A 13,981-nucleotide genomic window follows, 5' to 3' on the forward strand; every position below is an offset into this window, starting at 1 on the left:
GATTCAGCGGCTTCAAACTACATCTAACTACATCTGAGTATTTTGTTTTACAGCCTTTCTAAAATCATCCATTGAACAGAACCCGTTGGTATCAATCGGGCAACCTTCAATTTCCAGTGTCACACGTTTAGGCGGTGCCTGTAGTGACAGCGGTGTTTTATTCCTAATTTGCTCGGTCGACAGATAGATATATTCAATCTTCATCATATCTTTGTTCTGTTTAATGTCTTTCCAGCGCTCAAAGACGACTTTACCGCTGATCGGCGTTCTCTCATATTGATCGGGTAGTTGGTATTCTTTGGTCTTAAGTGCGGCCAATAATGACGCAATATTGGAGTCATGACCGACCAATACCGCCAGTTTGGCTTTTTGTGCCGCTAATTCATTCGGTGTTTTATCACCCGTAGGTGAAAGAGCCGAGCTGATAAAACCGACTAATTTCTCGGCCGCATTATCGGCAATAGCAGGGGAGCCGAATAATGTTTCATGGTAGAGGTTCTTAATATCGATTAATTTACGCCACTCTTCTGAGGTCTGGATTCGTCCCCAAGCAACATCTTTGGCCGGGAAACCCTCGTAATATTGCAGCATGAAAGCATCCGATGCACCTGTCCCTAATTTTAGTGGGCCGGTAATACCCGGTTCTTTATTCTGCACTAATACAATCGCAGTCGGCTGGGTGCTCCAATCACATTTTTTATCTACCAGACAAGCAGGTGAATTTTTATAATCCAACACGTTAGACAGTAGATCATAATTTGGCTGTAGGCGTTTATTCAAGCCCTCTACCCCACCCGGCCCGGCATGTTGATTAATAGAAGCCAAGGCTTTTTCTTTAAATTCTGGGGTGACATCCAGGGTAATAATTGGGTTAAACACCGGGTCCATCTTGCCGATTTCTTTTTGGTGAGTAACCGCAACATTACAACCAGGGAAAGCACCAAATAAGAAATGCTGCGCAGTGCCTATTGTTCTTGGCAAACTGTTGGCATAGGTAAATACGGAAGTAGGTGTCGGGCATCCTGTAGATTTGAGTAACTTGGTTTCTGCCAACCACTCGCGGAAATATCCGCCCATCATCGCCTCAAGCTCTGCACCTTTGGGCGTCAAATACCCGCCTGGAGTACTCCATTCTGGCCATTTATCCGGCGTTGCACTGGAAAGCATATCACCATAATTCACCAGAGGAGCCCGTATACCATGACGGCTCATCACTAAAACTTGTTCAAGCTTATAATTATTGTTTTTATCCTGAGCCACTACCTTATCTTGAGCCGAAACAGTGGCCGAAGCAGGCAGGAGTATTGCTAATAAGGTCAGGGTATATGCCGTCTTTACTTTTATCATCCCAAACTCCATCATCCGTTGGTGGTATATACCCTTCAAGTTTGAAGCTGTGGGATTATAAGCTGCATTCACTGGCCCGAATCACCAACCATTCGGTGCTTATCGGAATAATGTTTGCTGGCTACCACCCGCAACTCCAACAATTTCTAGGTATAAGAATCAGTGGATTTTCAATTGCTACAGATTTGTTACAACAGAGATAATAGACGGCGAGGAGAGATAAAAGTGGAGGCCCATCACATTTCCACTTATTACTTAATATAAGCTAACTGACTTTATGTCGATTAATCTGGGTATTACGCAGATTTTGATATTCAACCTTGGTTGCCACTGGCTCATTTTCAGTGCTAACGCGGTTGTCTGTTGGGTAGCGTTTTATTAAATTAACCCTACCCAAACAATTCAGTAATTACTTCCTGCCGGGCATATTAGGAATGATCAAATCCCCACGTAATGCATAGGATCCCAGCACATCTTTGGTTTTCTCATTAAGCCATGTCACTATTTTCGCCGCCATTGCATCCATAGAATATTCGATCGCCGGAATAGTTGGGATCCCCGGATAATGTAATGATCCGGCAAGACTAAATACCATAATGTCATCGGGAACAGATTTATTAAATGCTTGTAGCTGTGGAATAACATTCTGGGCTTCCTGTTCATCCGCTACCAGCAAAGCATTAAAATTGAGCGTAGCACTGTTATTAAGCAATTCTTGCAACGCAACCGATGATGAAGATGAGCCCATAAAAATCAGGTCGCGGTTAAAAGGCAAAAAGTTATTTTCCAGGGCGCGTTTATAACCTAACAGCACATCTTCTACATAACCGCTGGTATTCGGGTTAATTAAAGCAATTTTTCTTCTGCCCTGTTTAATCAAATAATTACAGGCAGTTTCTGCGGCAAAGGCATGGTCAAACTGGATACTGTTAATAGCATCTGCATCCATGCAGTCAACCAAGATGATGCTTTCATCCGAGAGATTAAGAGGAAAACGGGCACCAATAATCAGCACGTCATCACACAGCCCACAAGTCAATTCATCAAGTGCCTGCATAACTTCAGCTCTGTTGTTGGCAAAGCGCAATAACAAATGCTTTTGATGCTGGCTGAGGTGTTTTTCAAGTGCATACAAATAACCCGTCGTTTGGTTAATATTTTCTTGTGCACAGATGACGCCAATACAGCCAGTTGACTGACTTAATAATGATTGCGCGATAACATTCGGCCGATAACTTAGCTCCTCTGCCGCTTTTAGTACGGCAAGACGGCTGGCTTCCTTAACGCCGCGCGAACCACTCAACACCCGTGACACTGTGGCTTTAGAAACCCCAGCTAAACGCGATACATCGTTGATTGTAGACATGATTCTCTCCTTGCAGGCTTTAGTCCTTGCCTGTTATTACGCAATAAAGCTCTAACCCACCTATTGCAATCCATTGAGTATAGTCGTTTCCATTTGGCATGGAAACCGAATTTCCGTCACTATCCAAAATAGTCACCAAACCATTAAACCTGTGATGCCCATCAAATAAATAATCCCTATATCCACTGGACTTTGATGGCTATCACACTTCCATTCACTTTGGATGGAAAACGGTTTCCGTATGATATCCAATCATTGCCGAAACATCTGCTGCACCGAAATGGAAAACGGTTTCCATAAGATGTCAGTATATGCTTAATCAAGTAGCAAAATGTAATTCGCAATGATTTTTATCTTTTGAGGATGGTGGTAGATGTTCAAGATTATGTTGTGTTGCTCGGCCGGTATGTCCACCAGCATGCTGGTCAGGAAAATGCGGATTGTTGCCGAAGAAAAAGGAATTCCTGTAGAGATTGATGCGTTTGGTGTCTCTGAATTTGATATTCAGTTTCCGCGCTATCAGGTCGTTCTACTCGGGCCGCAAGTGAAATACATGTTAGGTATGCTCTCAGAAAAGGCTGCGGTTCACGGTATTCCCGTTCAACCCATCGATATGATGGACTACGGCATGCAGCGTGCCGATAAAGTCCTGGACTATGCTCTGTCGCTTATTAACGCGACCCACTAATAAGGTATCCACATGAGTTCTTTATATCAATCAATGGTTGCTGTGATTGAGCAATCTATTACTCCGTTAGCCGGACGTCTGGGACAGCAAAAATATGTTATTGCTATCCGTGATGGTTTTACCGCTGCACTGCCTTTCATGATAATCGGCTCATTTATGCTGGTGTTTATTTTCCCACCTTTCTCTGCCGACACAACAGTAGGATTCGCCCGAGCCTGGCTGGATTTTTCTCAGACCTATCGCGCACAATTGATGCTGCCTTTTAACCTGAGTATGGGGGTGATGACATTATTCATTTCTGTCGGGGTTGGGGCGAGTCTGGGGCGGCAGTTTAATCTTGATCCCGTGATGACAGGTCTTCTGGCATTCATGGCGTTTATGCTCGTCGCTGCGCCTTATGCTGATGGCAAAATATCTACCCAGTATCTTTCTGGCCAAGGGATCTTTACTGCGCTGATTACCGCTATCTATTCCACCCGTGTTTATGCCGCACTTAAACAACACAATATTACCATTCGTCTGCCGAAAGAAGTTCCTACCGGCGTGGCGCGCTCTTTTGAAATACTGATCCCAGTATTAGTTATTATTGGCACGCTGCACCCACTTAATTTATTTATTGAATCGCAAACTGGCATGATTATTCCAGAAGCCATTATGCATTTACTGGCACCACTGGTATCAGCATCAGATTCTCTGCCTGCGATGTTATTGTCAGTATTACTGTGCCAGATTTTCTGGTTCTCAGGTATTCACGGCTCAATGATTGTCACTGGTATTATGAGCCCATTCTGGATGACCAACCTGGCAGCAAATCAGGCAGCATTGGCTGCTGGGGCCGCCTTACCACATATCTATCTACAAGGTTTTTGGGATCACTATTTGCTGATTGGCGGCGTGGGTTCTACATTGCCACTGGCTTTCCTGCTGCTACGTAGCAAAGTTACTCACTTACGGACTATTGGTAAATTGGGTATTGTGCCGAGCTTCTTTAATATCAACGAACCTATTTTGTTTGGCGCACCAATCATTATGAACCCAATTATGTTCATACCTTTCATTACGGTGCCAATGATTAATGCCATTCTGGCTTACACCGCCACCAAATTTGGCTGGTTGGCGCAAGTGGTTTCCTTAACACCGTGGACAACACCAGCTCCTATTGGTGCCTCCTGGGCGGCAAACTGGGCCTTTAGCCCTGTTGTTATGTGCCTGATATGTATGGCTGTTTCTGCTCTTATCTATCTGCCATTCCTGCGTGCTTATGAGCATTCACTGTCAAAAACCGAAGCGGAAAAGAACCTTAATGAAGCGCCAGCACTTGCAGGCACCGTTCGTAGCAACTGATAACGATAAGAGACCAGACTGATGAAATACCAATTTCCAGATAACTTCTGGTGGGGCAGTGCCAGTTCAGCGCTGCAAACTGAAGGTGAAAGTCTGCAAGGTGGCAAAAGTCCCACCACTTGGGATGCCTGGTACGCCAGCCAACCTTCGCGCTTTCACCAGCAGATTGGCCCGAATGATACATCAACATTTTATCGCAACTGGCGTCAGGATATTGCGTTGCTCAAGCAGCTCAATCACAACAGCTTTCGTACCTCGTTAAGTTGGTCGCGCCTGATTCCTAATGGAGTCGGTGATGTCAATCCAGAGGCTGTGACCTTCTATAACAATGTTATCGATGAACTGTTAGCCCAAGGTATTACACCATTTATTACCTTGTTCCACTTTGATATGCCGATGGCGATGCAGGAAATAGGTGGCTGGGAAAACCGTGAAGTCATTGATGCCTGGAAGCATTACGCGCAAGTGTGCTTTGAACTGTTTGGCGATCGGGTTAAGCATTGGTTTACTTTCAATGAGCCGATTGTCCCGGTAGAAGGCGGCTATCTATATGATTTTCATTACCCCAATGTGGTGGATTTTAGACGCGCGGCAACAGTGGCATATCACACCGTATTAGCACATGCGACCGCTGTGAAAGCCTATCGTGCCGGCCAGTATAAAGGTGAGATTGGCATTGTGCTTAATTTAACGCCATCTTACCCGCGTTCGCAAAATCCAGCAGATTTGAAGGCCGCGGAGTATGCAGATTTGCTGTTTAACCGCAGTTTTCTTGACCCGGCATTGCGCGGTGAGTATCCACAGGAACTGATTGATTTATTGTGTGATTACGACCAAATGCCAATACGTCAGCAAGGGGATAAGGCTCTGATTGCGGAAGGTAAAATTGATCTGTTGGGGATTAATTACTATCAACCGCGCCGAGTAAAATGTCGTGACAGTGCGGTAAATCCACGGTCACCTTTTATGCCCGAATGGTTGTTTGATGCTTATGAAATGCCTGGCCGGAAAATGAACCCTTACCGTGGCTGGGAAATATATGAAGCGGGCATTTACGACATCCTGACTAATTTGCGCCTTAATTATGGTAACCCGCGCTGCTTTATTTCTGAGAATGGCATGGGTGTTGAAAATGAAGAGCGCTTTATACAGGATGGAAAAATCAATGACCAGTATCGGATAGATTTTGTTTCCGACCATCTAAAATGGCTGCATAAAGGTATTTCAGAGGGCTGCAACTGCCTTGGTTACCATATGTGGACATTTATTGATAACTGGTCATGGTGTAATGGTTATAAAAATCGCTATGGTTTTGTTCAATTAGATTTAGCCAGTCAAAAACGCACAATCAAAAAAAGCGGAGAATGGTTTGGTACTACCTCAGCTAATAATGTTTTTGATTAACAATCATTATTTTGATTAGCAATAACTGTTTTTATTAAAGATATTTAATTGAAAAATGACGTTGAATAACACCAATAGCTATGAACAATGTGGGAATAAATAATGGTTGAATTAGAAGAAGCAGTAATGGAAATTATTGTTAATGCTGGGCAGTCACGTAGCCTCTGCTTTGAAGCATTACAGGCAGCACGCAAAGGTGAGCTTGATCGCGCAAAAAGTTTGTTGCAAGAGGCTGATGGCTACGCCCGTCAAGCCCACCATATGCAAACCAAGCTGATTGAGCAGGATGCCGGTGAAGCCAGACAACCCATGACATTAATTATGGTTCATGCTCAGGATCATTTAATGACCTCGTTACTGGCACGTGAATTATCAGAAGAAATTATTCATCTTTACTCTCGCGCTTGAAATTCCAGGGGCATTAGCCATGCCCCAATGATTTCTAGAATATATAAAAATTAATATCACACAAAAATAAAACAATATTATTTATATTTAACGGAGAAATTATTACGCAGATAATTTAAATAAATCCAATTCCGATTTCATTATAAAAAATTTATTTTGGTAATGGCATGATTATCCTGTCAAATCCGAACAGGATAGTTATTGCTTAAATATTATATTATTAAATGAGATAGCAATGAAAACATATAAAAAACTCCCATTAACATTGGCGGTTATCGCTGCGCTTTGCCCAATTTCCGTATTTGCTCAAGGAAAGACCCAAACAACACAGGAATTAATCACACCTGAACAATTAAATAAGATTGTTGCGCAGGCAGTGGAAAAAGCACTGGCAGAACGTCAGGATAAAATAGATGCAGCATTGGTTAAAAAGAAAAATGTCGATATTGTTGATACCTCAGCAATTAAACCTTCGCCAGAGACCGAAATTCCTTATGGTCTAAAATTCAATGCTTATGCTCGCTACGGCGCGCATTATCAGGCGGGTGATCAAAAATATATTAGTGTGGATGGCTCCTATAATGGCTCTTCAGCCATTGGCCGTCTGGGGAACGAAGGTAACGGCGGGGAATTCCAGCTTTCTAAGGCGTTTAAAGGCAACAATGGCGCATTATGGGACGTGGTGGTCATGCTTGACCATTGGGGCGATGAAGTTAACCTGAAAAAAGCTTACGCCGGTGTCACCAATCTGTTTGAGTCTCAGCCTAATGCCTATTTATGGGCTGGCCGTGATTTCCATCAGCGCCCACAACAGGGTATTAACGACTACTTCTGGATGACCCATGATGGGCAAGGCGCAGGGATTAAAGACCTGGATCTTGGTGTCCTTAAACTTGATGCCGCTACGGTTGCCTCAGTAAGTTCTTGTAATCCGCAAGTCGTCGCAGACCAAACTAACCCATCACGCATTACCTGTACTGGCGGTTCTGGGACGGGTGATAGCGGCCACTATGCTCTGACATCAAAAATCCACGGCGTGAAGATGGGGCCGATAGATTTTGAGCTGTATACCAACTATGGCTTTGATTCTAAAGCTATTGAGAGTGATGAAAAACTCAAAGCCTGGCAGACTGCTGTAGTGCTAAGTCATAAAGATGAAAATAGTGAAAACAAATGGGTTACCCGTTATTCAGACAACTCAGATAACAGTGTCTATAACAAAACCAGCGATCTCCGCACAGTTTATACTAGCCTTGAGGGCACCTATAAGTTCACTCCGCTGACATCCGTCACCTATCTTGCGGCATTCCATGATTACGACCGCAGCAATCATACCGAAGATAACCGCCGTAACTATGGTTTGATTATTCGCCCGATGCATTTCTGGAACAGTGTCCATTCAACCTGGCTTGAAGCGGGTTATCAGCGGGTAGATTACGATACTGGCGGCGACAACAAAGGTTGGAAGCTGACACTGTCTCAAAATATCTCTATTGATATGGGTGCCGAATTCAGACCAATGCTGCGCTTCTATGTCACCGGTGGTGAAGTCGACAACAAACATACCGCCACAACTACCGACACAGAAAATACCCGTCTGGACTCCTTCAACATTGGGGCCATGTGGGAAGCCTGGTTCTAATCTTGCTCGCTCAGGATAGCCGCTTTGGCGGTTATCCTGAGGCAATATCACCTCAAATAAATCCTATCCAACAGTTATACGCCCTGGTTGTCTAACTGCATATCTGGCTGTTATCTTGATATTCACATGAAATAATATCTTCACCGGCCACTGATACTGGATAGGAATAACAATGAAAATTTTAGGACTGATTGGCGGCATGAGTTGGGAATCAACCATTCCCTATTACCGAATGATTAATCAGCAGGTTAAAGAGCAATTAGGTGGATTGCACAGCGCCAAAATTATTCTCTACAGTGTGGACTTCCATGAAATTGAACAGTTACAGGCCAAAGGTGACTGGCACACCGCAGCAAAGGTGCTGTCTGATGCTGCGGTGTCATTAAAACGTGCCGGTGCCGAGGTCATTGTGGTGTGTACCAATACCATGCACAAAGTAGCAGATGATATTGAAGCCGCCTGTGGATTACCTTTATTACATATTGCAGACGCCACGGCCGCGCAAATTAAGCAACAAGGGATAAATAAAATCGGTCTATTAGGCACCCGCTATACTATGGAGCAAGATTTCTATCGTGGCCGCTTAGCGGAACAACATGATATTGAAGTGATTACACCTGACAGCATTGACCGTGAAATTATTAACCGCATTATTTATGAAGAACTTTGTCTGGGCATTATCACAGAAACATCTCGCCAGGAATATCGCCGCATCATTGGCAAATTAGAGCAACAAGGGGTGCAGGGAATTATCTTTGGTTGCACTGAAATTACCCTATTGGTTAATGCACAAGATGCCCAGGTACCGGTGTTTGATACCACGGCAATACACGCCAAAACTGCCGCGGAATATGCACTAAAATTCAATAAATAATCATTTTCGCCGCATAAAAACCAAAAATATCAGCCGCTAATAATATTCTTACCGGCTGCTTTTGAGTTGTAGAGCATTCTATCCGCACGGAGTAATAATTGCTCCTGTGCTTCGTTTGGCTCCAACTCGACCACTCCTAAACTCATTGTCACATTTATAGTGCCATCTACCGGCATTATCTCAATTCGTTGTCTGATTTTCTCAGCAATGCTTTTGGCTTCTGATAATTGCGTATTGGGCAAAACAATCATAAATTCATCCCCGCCCCAACGGCCTAAAATGTCAATCTCCCTAATATTATTCCTAATCACATCAACAATATGTGTCAATGTTGAATCTCCAACCGAATGGCCGTATTTGTCATTAATTGATTTAAAGTTATCTAAATCCAACGAGAGTAATGATAGCGGCTGGCAAAAACGTTTTGAGCGGTTATATTCATGTTTGAGTACTTTTTCTAGCAAATATCGATTAGCAGCGGAGGTTAATACATCCGTTTCTGAGAGAACTTTTTTAATATCTAATTGTTGTTTGAGCTGAAAGTTAGTTTCACGTAACTCGGCAGTTCGCTCCTCAACTAATGCTTCTAATGACTTATTCTTTAGCTCCAATTTTTCCAGGCGATTCTTTCTATCATGGATATTACGGTGAGCTCCTATCATTCTTGATACCGAGCCATCATGGTTACGTTCAACCACCTTGCCGCGATCCTCAATCCAGATATAGGCGCCCCCATAAGTTCGGCAACGATATTCAACCTGGTATCTTTCAGCCTGATTATTAATATAGGCATCGAACTGAAACATGACCCTTTCGTAATCCTCTGGATGAATAATCTTCTCCCAGACATGTACTGTATTTTCAAAAGCATGGGCTGGATAACCTAGCATTTCATACCAACCAGTATTGCGATAAACAAAACCGCTGTTTGCATTCCAATCCCAGATACCATCACTTATCACTTCAAGAATTTCATGAACAACGCGCTCGTTTAAATCGGCAATCTTAAATTTCTGATCACTTTGATTATGGCTCATTGAACTATCCTGCTGTGTAGATAAATTAAAAAAACAAAATAAGCTGGTTTAATTATTATTTTAATATTGTGAATTAACACTTTTAGATCGGCAAGGAATTTTAAATTATAAACTTAACGTTAAAAGAATATAACGGCTACGAAATAGAACTGACTTATACCAATGTGTTATTATTCAATTACCTACATTCTGTACCGTTATTAACTTCAGTTGTTGAGTATAAGATATTTTTATCAAAAACAAGTGATCCGCCAGCACTCTTTTATACAAAAAGACGAAATTAACAAAAAAGAGCTATTTTTCTGATAATTACACTTATTTCTCTGGGATTAGTTTTTATTTTATAGCGCATAAAAAGCCCGCGATCACTCGCGGGCCTAATCATTAAGTCTCAATCAGCAGAAAAATCTGCGGCTGATTTTATTTCTGGTATTTACGCATCACCAATGTGGCGTTAGTGCCACCGAAACCGAAGCTGTTAGACATCACAGTGGTCAGTTCACGTTTGGTTGGCTCAGTGATGATATTCATCCCTTTAGCCTGCTCGTCCAGATTATCAATATTGATACTTGGTGCAATAAAGCCGTGCTCAACCATTAACAGGCTGAAGATAGCCTCGTGCACACCTGCGGCCCCCAGAGAGTGACCGGTCATGGCTTTAGTTGAGGAGATAGCTGGCGTGTCATTACCAAAGACTTCACGGATCGCGCCCAGCTCTTTCACATCACCAACCGGTGTAGAAGTGCCGTGTACGTTCATATAGTCGATTGGAGTATCAACACCGGCCATTGCCATCTGCATGCAACGCACCGCGCCTTCACCTGATGGGGCAACCATATCAGCACCATCTGAAGTTGCGCCGTAGCCAACAATTTCAGCATAGATATGTGCACCACGGGCCAGAGCATGTTCCAGTTCTTCAACCACTACCATACCGCCGCCGCCAGCAATGACAAAGCCATCGCGGTCTTGGTCGTAAGTACGGGATGCTTTCGCTGGGGTTTCATTGTATTTGGTAGACAATGCGCCCATTGCGTCGAACTCACAGGCCATTTCCCAACAGAGTTCTTCACCGCCACCCGCAAAGACCACGTCTTGCTTGCCCAGTTGGATCAATTCCAATGCATGGCCAATACAGTGCGCGGAAGTTGCACATGCGGAGCTGATAGAATAGTTAACGCCTTTGATTTTAAATGGCGTTGCCAGACATGCGGATACACCGGATGCCATAGCTTTGGTCACCATATAAGGGCCAACGCCTTTCAAACCACGAGGGGTGCGCATGGCATCGGAGCCGGCAACCTGGTTACGTGGTGAACCACCACCGGAACCCACCACCAACCCACTACGGAAGTTAGAAACCTGATCTTCAGCCAGGCCAGAGTCTGCAATGGCTTCTTGCATTGCAAGGTAAGCATAAATTGAGGCGTCGCTCATAAAACGCAGCACTTTGCGGTCAATGAGATCTTTCGGCTCTGAGGCAAGTTTGACATCGCCCCATACATGGCTGCGCATTCCTGCGTCTTTAAATTCCTGAGCGAAAGTAATGCCAGAGCGGCCTTCCTGCAAAGCTGCCAGAACTTCCTGCTGGTTATTACCAATGCTGGAGACAATACCCAAGCCAGTAATTACTGCACGCTTCATTCAATACCTCTTCCACTTATTTTACATTCGGGATTTTGCAACGCACTTTAGCGTACAGTTGTACGCCGAACAAGTCCGATCAGCGTAATATACCCAGATAATTTTCCAATTTGCACGCGGCGAGTCACATAGTTAGAATCGCCCTACCCCTTGAGATACGAGTCTTTAAACGTGAGTAATCCCCCAATCCAAACGGCAAAGTTAAGCTGGAATGAACAAGGTACACCTGTATCGGAACAGTTTGATGATATCTATTTTTCCAATGAAGATGGGCTGGAAGAAACTCACTACGTTTTTCTTAATGGCAATGGCTTTCCTGAGCGCTTTGCTCAACACCCGCGCGAAAACTGTATTTTTGCCGAGACCGGTTTTGGTACTGGACTGAATTTCCTCACCTTATGGCGTGATTTCGCCCTATTTAGACAACAGCATCCCACCGCCAAACTCCAGCGATTGCATTACATTAGCTTTGAAAAATACCCGCTACAGGTTGCTGATTTAGCGGCGGCCCATGACCGCTGGCCAGAACTGGCCTCTTTTGCTGAACAACTGCGCGCGCAGTGGCCATTACCGCTTGCTGGGTGCCACCGGATTTTATTGGCGCAAGGCGCTATTACCCTGGATTTGTGGTTTGGTGATGTCAACACCTTGCTACCACAGTTAGATTCCAGCCTTAATAATCAAGTGGATGCCTGGTTTCTTGATGGTTTTGCCCCCGCGAAAAATCCCGACATGTGGAATGACACGCTGTTTAATGCGATGGCGCGAATGGCAAGACCAGGAGGGACATTTGCCACTTTCACCGCCGCCGGATTTGTGCGCCGTGGTTTGCAACAGGCAGGGTTTGATGTCGCGAAAGTCAAAGGGTTCGGACAAAAACGTGAAATGCTGACCGGCACCTTGCCACAAAGTCTTGGTAGCCAGTCAGAGCCCTGGTATCACCGACCGGCAGCAGCTCACTGCGATGACATCGCAATTATCGGCGGCGGGATTGCCAGTGCATTGACGGCATTGGCGCTGCTGCGCCGTGGTGCCAAAGTCACACTTTACTGTGCCGACGCGCAGCCCGCACAAGGGGCCTCAGGTAATCGGCAAGGGGCGCTCTACCCGCTGCTTAATGGTAAAAATGATGCCCTGGAAACCTTCTTCACCAGCGCTTTTACTTTTGCTCGCCGTCAATATGACCAATTAATCGCGCAAGATATTCAATTTGATCATCAGTGGTGCGGCGTTAGCCAATTGGCGTTTGACGATAAAAGCCGCGGCAAAATTGATAAAATGCTGCAAATAAGCTGGCCGGTGCAGCTTGCCGAAGCCATGAGCCGTGAACAGCTCAGCGCGCTGGCAGGATTAGATTGCGCGCACGATGGTATTCACTATCCTGCGGGCGGTTGGCTTTGCCCCTCAGACCTCACCACCGCGCTAATGGCGTTAGCACAACAACAAGGCATGACCTGCCACTACCAGCACGAGCTCTGTCAGCTAGAGCGCATTGATGGGCGCTGGCAATTAATCTTCCAACAACCACAAGAGGCCAGAATGCATGCCACGGTAGTGCTGGCCACAGGTCACCGCCTGACCGAATGGGAACAAACTCGCCATCTGCCGCTGTCTGCGGTGCGCGGGCAAGTCTCGCATATTCCCACTACGCCCATACTCAGTCAGTTACAGCAAGTGTTGTGCTATGACGGTTATCTGACGCCGGTCAACCCCGCCAATCAGCATCATTGTATTGGTGCCAGCTATCAACGCGGTGATGTTGCGATTGATTTTCGTGCCAGTGAGCAGCAAGAAAACCGCGATCGTCTGTTACGTTGCTTACCACAGGTCAGTTGGCCGCAACAAGTTGATATCAGTGATAATCAGGCGCGTTGTGGCGTGCGTTGTGCTATCCGTGACCATTTGCCTATGGTGGGTGCTGTACCCGATTACAGCGCTACATTAGCGCAATATCAGGATCTGCCACATAACATTCAGCACGGTGAAGAAATCGCGCCCGCGCCAGTGTGGCCGGAGCTGTTTATGGTAGGAGCATTAGGGTCGCGCGGTTTATGCAGTGCGCCATTAGTGGCGGAGATTCTGGCCGCTCAAATGTTCGGCGAGCCACTGCCATTGGATGCCAAGACATTGGCAGCACTTAATCCTAACCGCTTCTGGGTGCGAAAATTACTGAAAGGCAAGCCAGTGCAACATCGAACACCGGCAGCCTCGGAGACAAACATCAGTC

General features: G+C 45.0%; 11 protein-coding genes. 7 read left to right on the forward strand and 4 right to left on the reverse strand.

Annotation, left to right across the window (positions count from 1 at the left end; genetic code table 11):
- Positions 1-27 precede the first annotated feature (27 nt).
- Both agp and YROHD0001_RS08170 read right to left on the reverse strand, forming a co-directional pair.
- Entirely contained in the window at positions 28-1,347 is a 1,320-nt protein-coding gene (agp, locus tag YROHD0001_RS08175) for a bifunctional glucose-1-phosphatase/inositol phosphatase (RefSeq protein WP_032816978.1), read from the reverse strand.
- Positions 1,348-1,756: 409 nt separating this feature from the next.
- Entirely contained in the window at positions 1,757-2,713 is a 957-nt protein-coding gene (locus YROHD0001_RS08170) for a LacI family DNA-binding transcriptional regulator (RefSeq protein WP_004714871.1), read from the reverse strand.
- A gap of 373 nt (positions 2,714-3,086) precedes the next feature.
- Here YROHD0001_RS08170 and YROHD0001_RS08165 point away from each other — a divergent pair, with 373 nt between their 5' ends.
- From YROHD0001_RS08165 to YROHD0001_RS08140, 6 genes are all read left to right on the forward strand, one after another.
- A complete protein-coding gene (locus tag YROHD0001_RS08165; protein WP_032816979.1) occupies positions 3,087-3,401 on the forward strand; it encodes a PTS sugar transporter subunit IIB in 315 nt (104 codons plus the stop codon).
- A 12-nt stretch (positions 3,402-3,413) separates the two neighbouring features.
- Positions 3,414-4,745 carry a PTS cellobiose transporter subunit IIC gene (locus YROHD0001_RS08160; RefSeq protein WP_004714873.1) on the forward strand — a complete coding sequence of 444 codons (1,332 nt, stop codon included), beginning with the start codon at positions 3,414-3,416 and terminating at the stop codon, positions 4,743-4,745.
- 21 nt (positions 4,746-4,766) lie between these two features.
- Positions 4,767-6,149: a glycoside hydrolase family 1 protein gene (locus tag YROHD0001_RS08155; RefSeq protein WP_004714874.1), complete on the forward strand. Its 1,383-nt coding sequence runs from the start codon at positions 4,767-4,769 to the stop codon at positions 6,147-6,149.
- 102 nt (positions 6,150-6,251) lie between these two features.
- A complete protein-coding gene (locus tag YROHD0001_RS08150) occupies positions 6,252-6,557 on the forward strand; it encodes a PTS lactose/cellobiose transporter subunit IIA (protein ID WP_004714875.1) in 306 nt (101 codons plus the stop codon).
- 235 nt (positions 6,558-6,792) lie between these two features.
- Entirely contained in the window at positions 6,793-8,199 is a 1,407-nt protein-coding gene (locus tag YROHD0001_RS08145) for a carbohydrate porin (RefSeq protein ID WP_004714876.1), read from the forward strand.
- Between the two features lie 172 nt (positions 8,200-8,371).
- The gene (locus YROHD0001_RS08140) at positions 8,372-9,073 is read left to right on the forward strand and encodes an aspartate/glutamate racemase family protein (RefSeq protein WP_004714877.1); all 702 of its coding nucleotides are present in this window, start codon (positions 8,372-8,374) and stop codon (positions 9,071-9,073) included.
- Between the two features lie 29 nt (positions 9,074-9,102).
- On the opposite strand, the gene YROHD0001_RS08135 is transcribed toward YROHD0001_RS08140, so the two are convergent.
- Together YROHD0001_RS08135 and fabB are read right to left on the reverse strand one after the other, a co-directional pair.
- Positions 9,103-10,110 (reverse strand): sensor domain-containing diguanylate cyclase, encoded by a 1,008-nt coding sequence (locus YROHD0001_RS08135; RefSeq protein WP_004714878.1) that lies wholly within the window; start codon positions 10,108-10,110, stop codon positions 9,103-9,105.
- A gap of 420 nt (positions 10,111-10,530) precedes the next feature.
- Positions 10,531-11,754 carry a beta-ketoacyl-ACP synthase I gene (gene fabB / locus YROHD0001_RS08130; protein WP_004714879.1) on the reverse strand — a complete coding sequence of 408 codons (1,224 nt, stop codon included), beginning with the start codon at positions 11,752-11,754 and terminating at the stop codon, positions 10,531-10,533.
- 171 nt (positions 11,755-11,925) lie between these two features.
- On the opposite strand from fabB, the gene mnmC reads away from it, so the two are divergent.
- On the forward strand, positions 11,926-13,981 hold a 2,056-nt coding region (gene mnmC, locus YROHD0001_RS08125), incomplete at its 3' end, for a bifunctional tRNA (5-methylaminomethyl-2-thiouridine)(34)-methyltransferase MnmC2/FAD-dependent 5-carboxymethylaminomethyl-2-thiouridine(34) oxidoreductase MnmC1 (RefSeq protein WP_004714880.1).

The sequence above is a fragment of the Yersinia rohdei ATCC 43380 genome (assembly GCF_000173775.1).
GTDB classification, from domain to species: domain Bacteria; phylum Pseudomonadota; class Gammaproteobacteria; order Enterobacterales; family Enterobacteriaceae; genus Yersinia; species Yersinia rohdei.

What these genes read in the sequence shown, in the direction of transcription:
- YROHD0001_RS08140 (WP_004714877.1), top strand. Translation starts at nt 8,372, where the DNA reads ATGAAAATTTTAGGACTGATTGGCGGCATGAGTTGGGAATCAACCATT.
- YROHD0001_RS08145 (WP_004714876.1), top strand. Translation starts at nt 6,793, where the DNA reads ATGAAAACATATAAAAAACTCCCATTAACATTGGCGGTTATCGCTGCG.
- YROHD0001_RS08150 (WP_004714875.1), top strand. Translation starts at nt 6,252, where the DNA reads ATGGTTGAATTAGAAGAAGCAGTAATGGAAATTATTGTTAATGCTGGG.
- YROHD0001_RS08160 (WP_004714873.1), top strand. Translation starts at nt 3,414, where the DNA reads ATGAGTTCTTTATATCAATCAATGGTTGCTGTGATTGAGCAATCTATT.
- YROHD0001_RS08170 (WP_004714871.1), bottom strand. Translation starts at nt 2,713, where the DNA reads ATGTCTACAATCAACGATGTATCGCGTTTAGCTGGGGTTTCTAAAGCC.
- YROHD0001_RS08135 (WP_004714878.1), bottom strand. Translation starts at nt 10,110, where the DNA reads ATGAGCCATAATCAAAGTGATCAGAAATTTAAGATTGCCGATTTAAAC.
- agp (WP_032816978.1), bottom strand. Translation starts at nt 1,347, where the DNA reads ATGATAAAAGTAAAGACGGCATATACCCTGACCTTATTAGCAATACTC.
- YROHD0001_RS08165 (WP_032816979.1), top strand. Translation starts at nt 3,087, where the DNA reads ATGTTCAAGATTATGTTGTGTTGCTCGGCCGGTATGTCCACCAGCATG.
- fabB (WP_004714879.1), bottom strand. Translation starts at nt 11,754, where the DNA reads ATGAAGCGTGCAGTAATTACTGGCTTGGGTATTGTCTCCAGCATTGGT.
- YROHD0001_RS08155 (WP_004714874.1), top strand. Translation starts at nt 4,767, where the DNA reads ATGAAATACCAATTTCCAGATAACTTCTGGTGGGGCAGTGCCAGTTCA.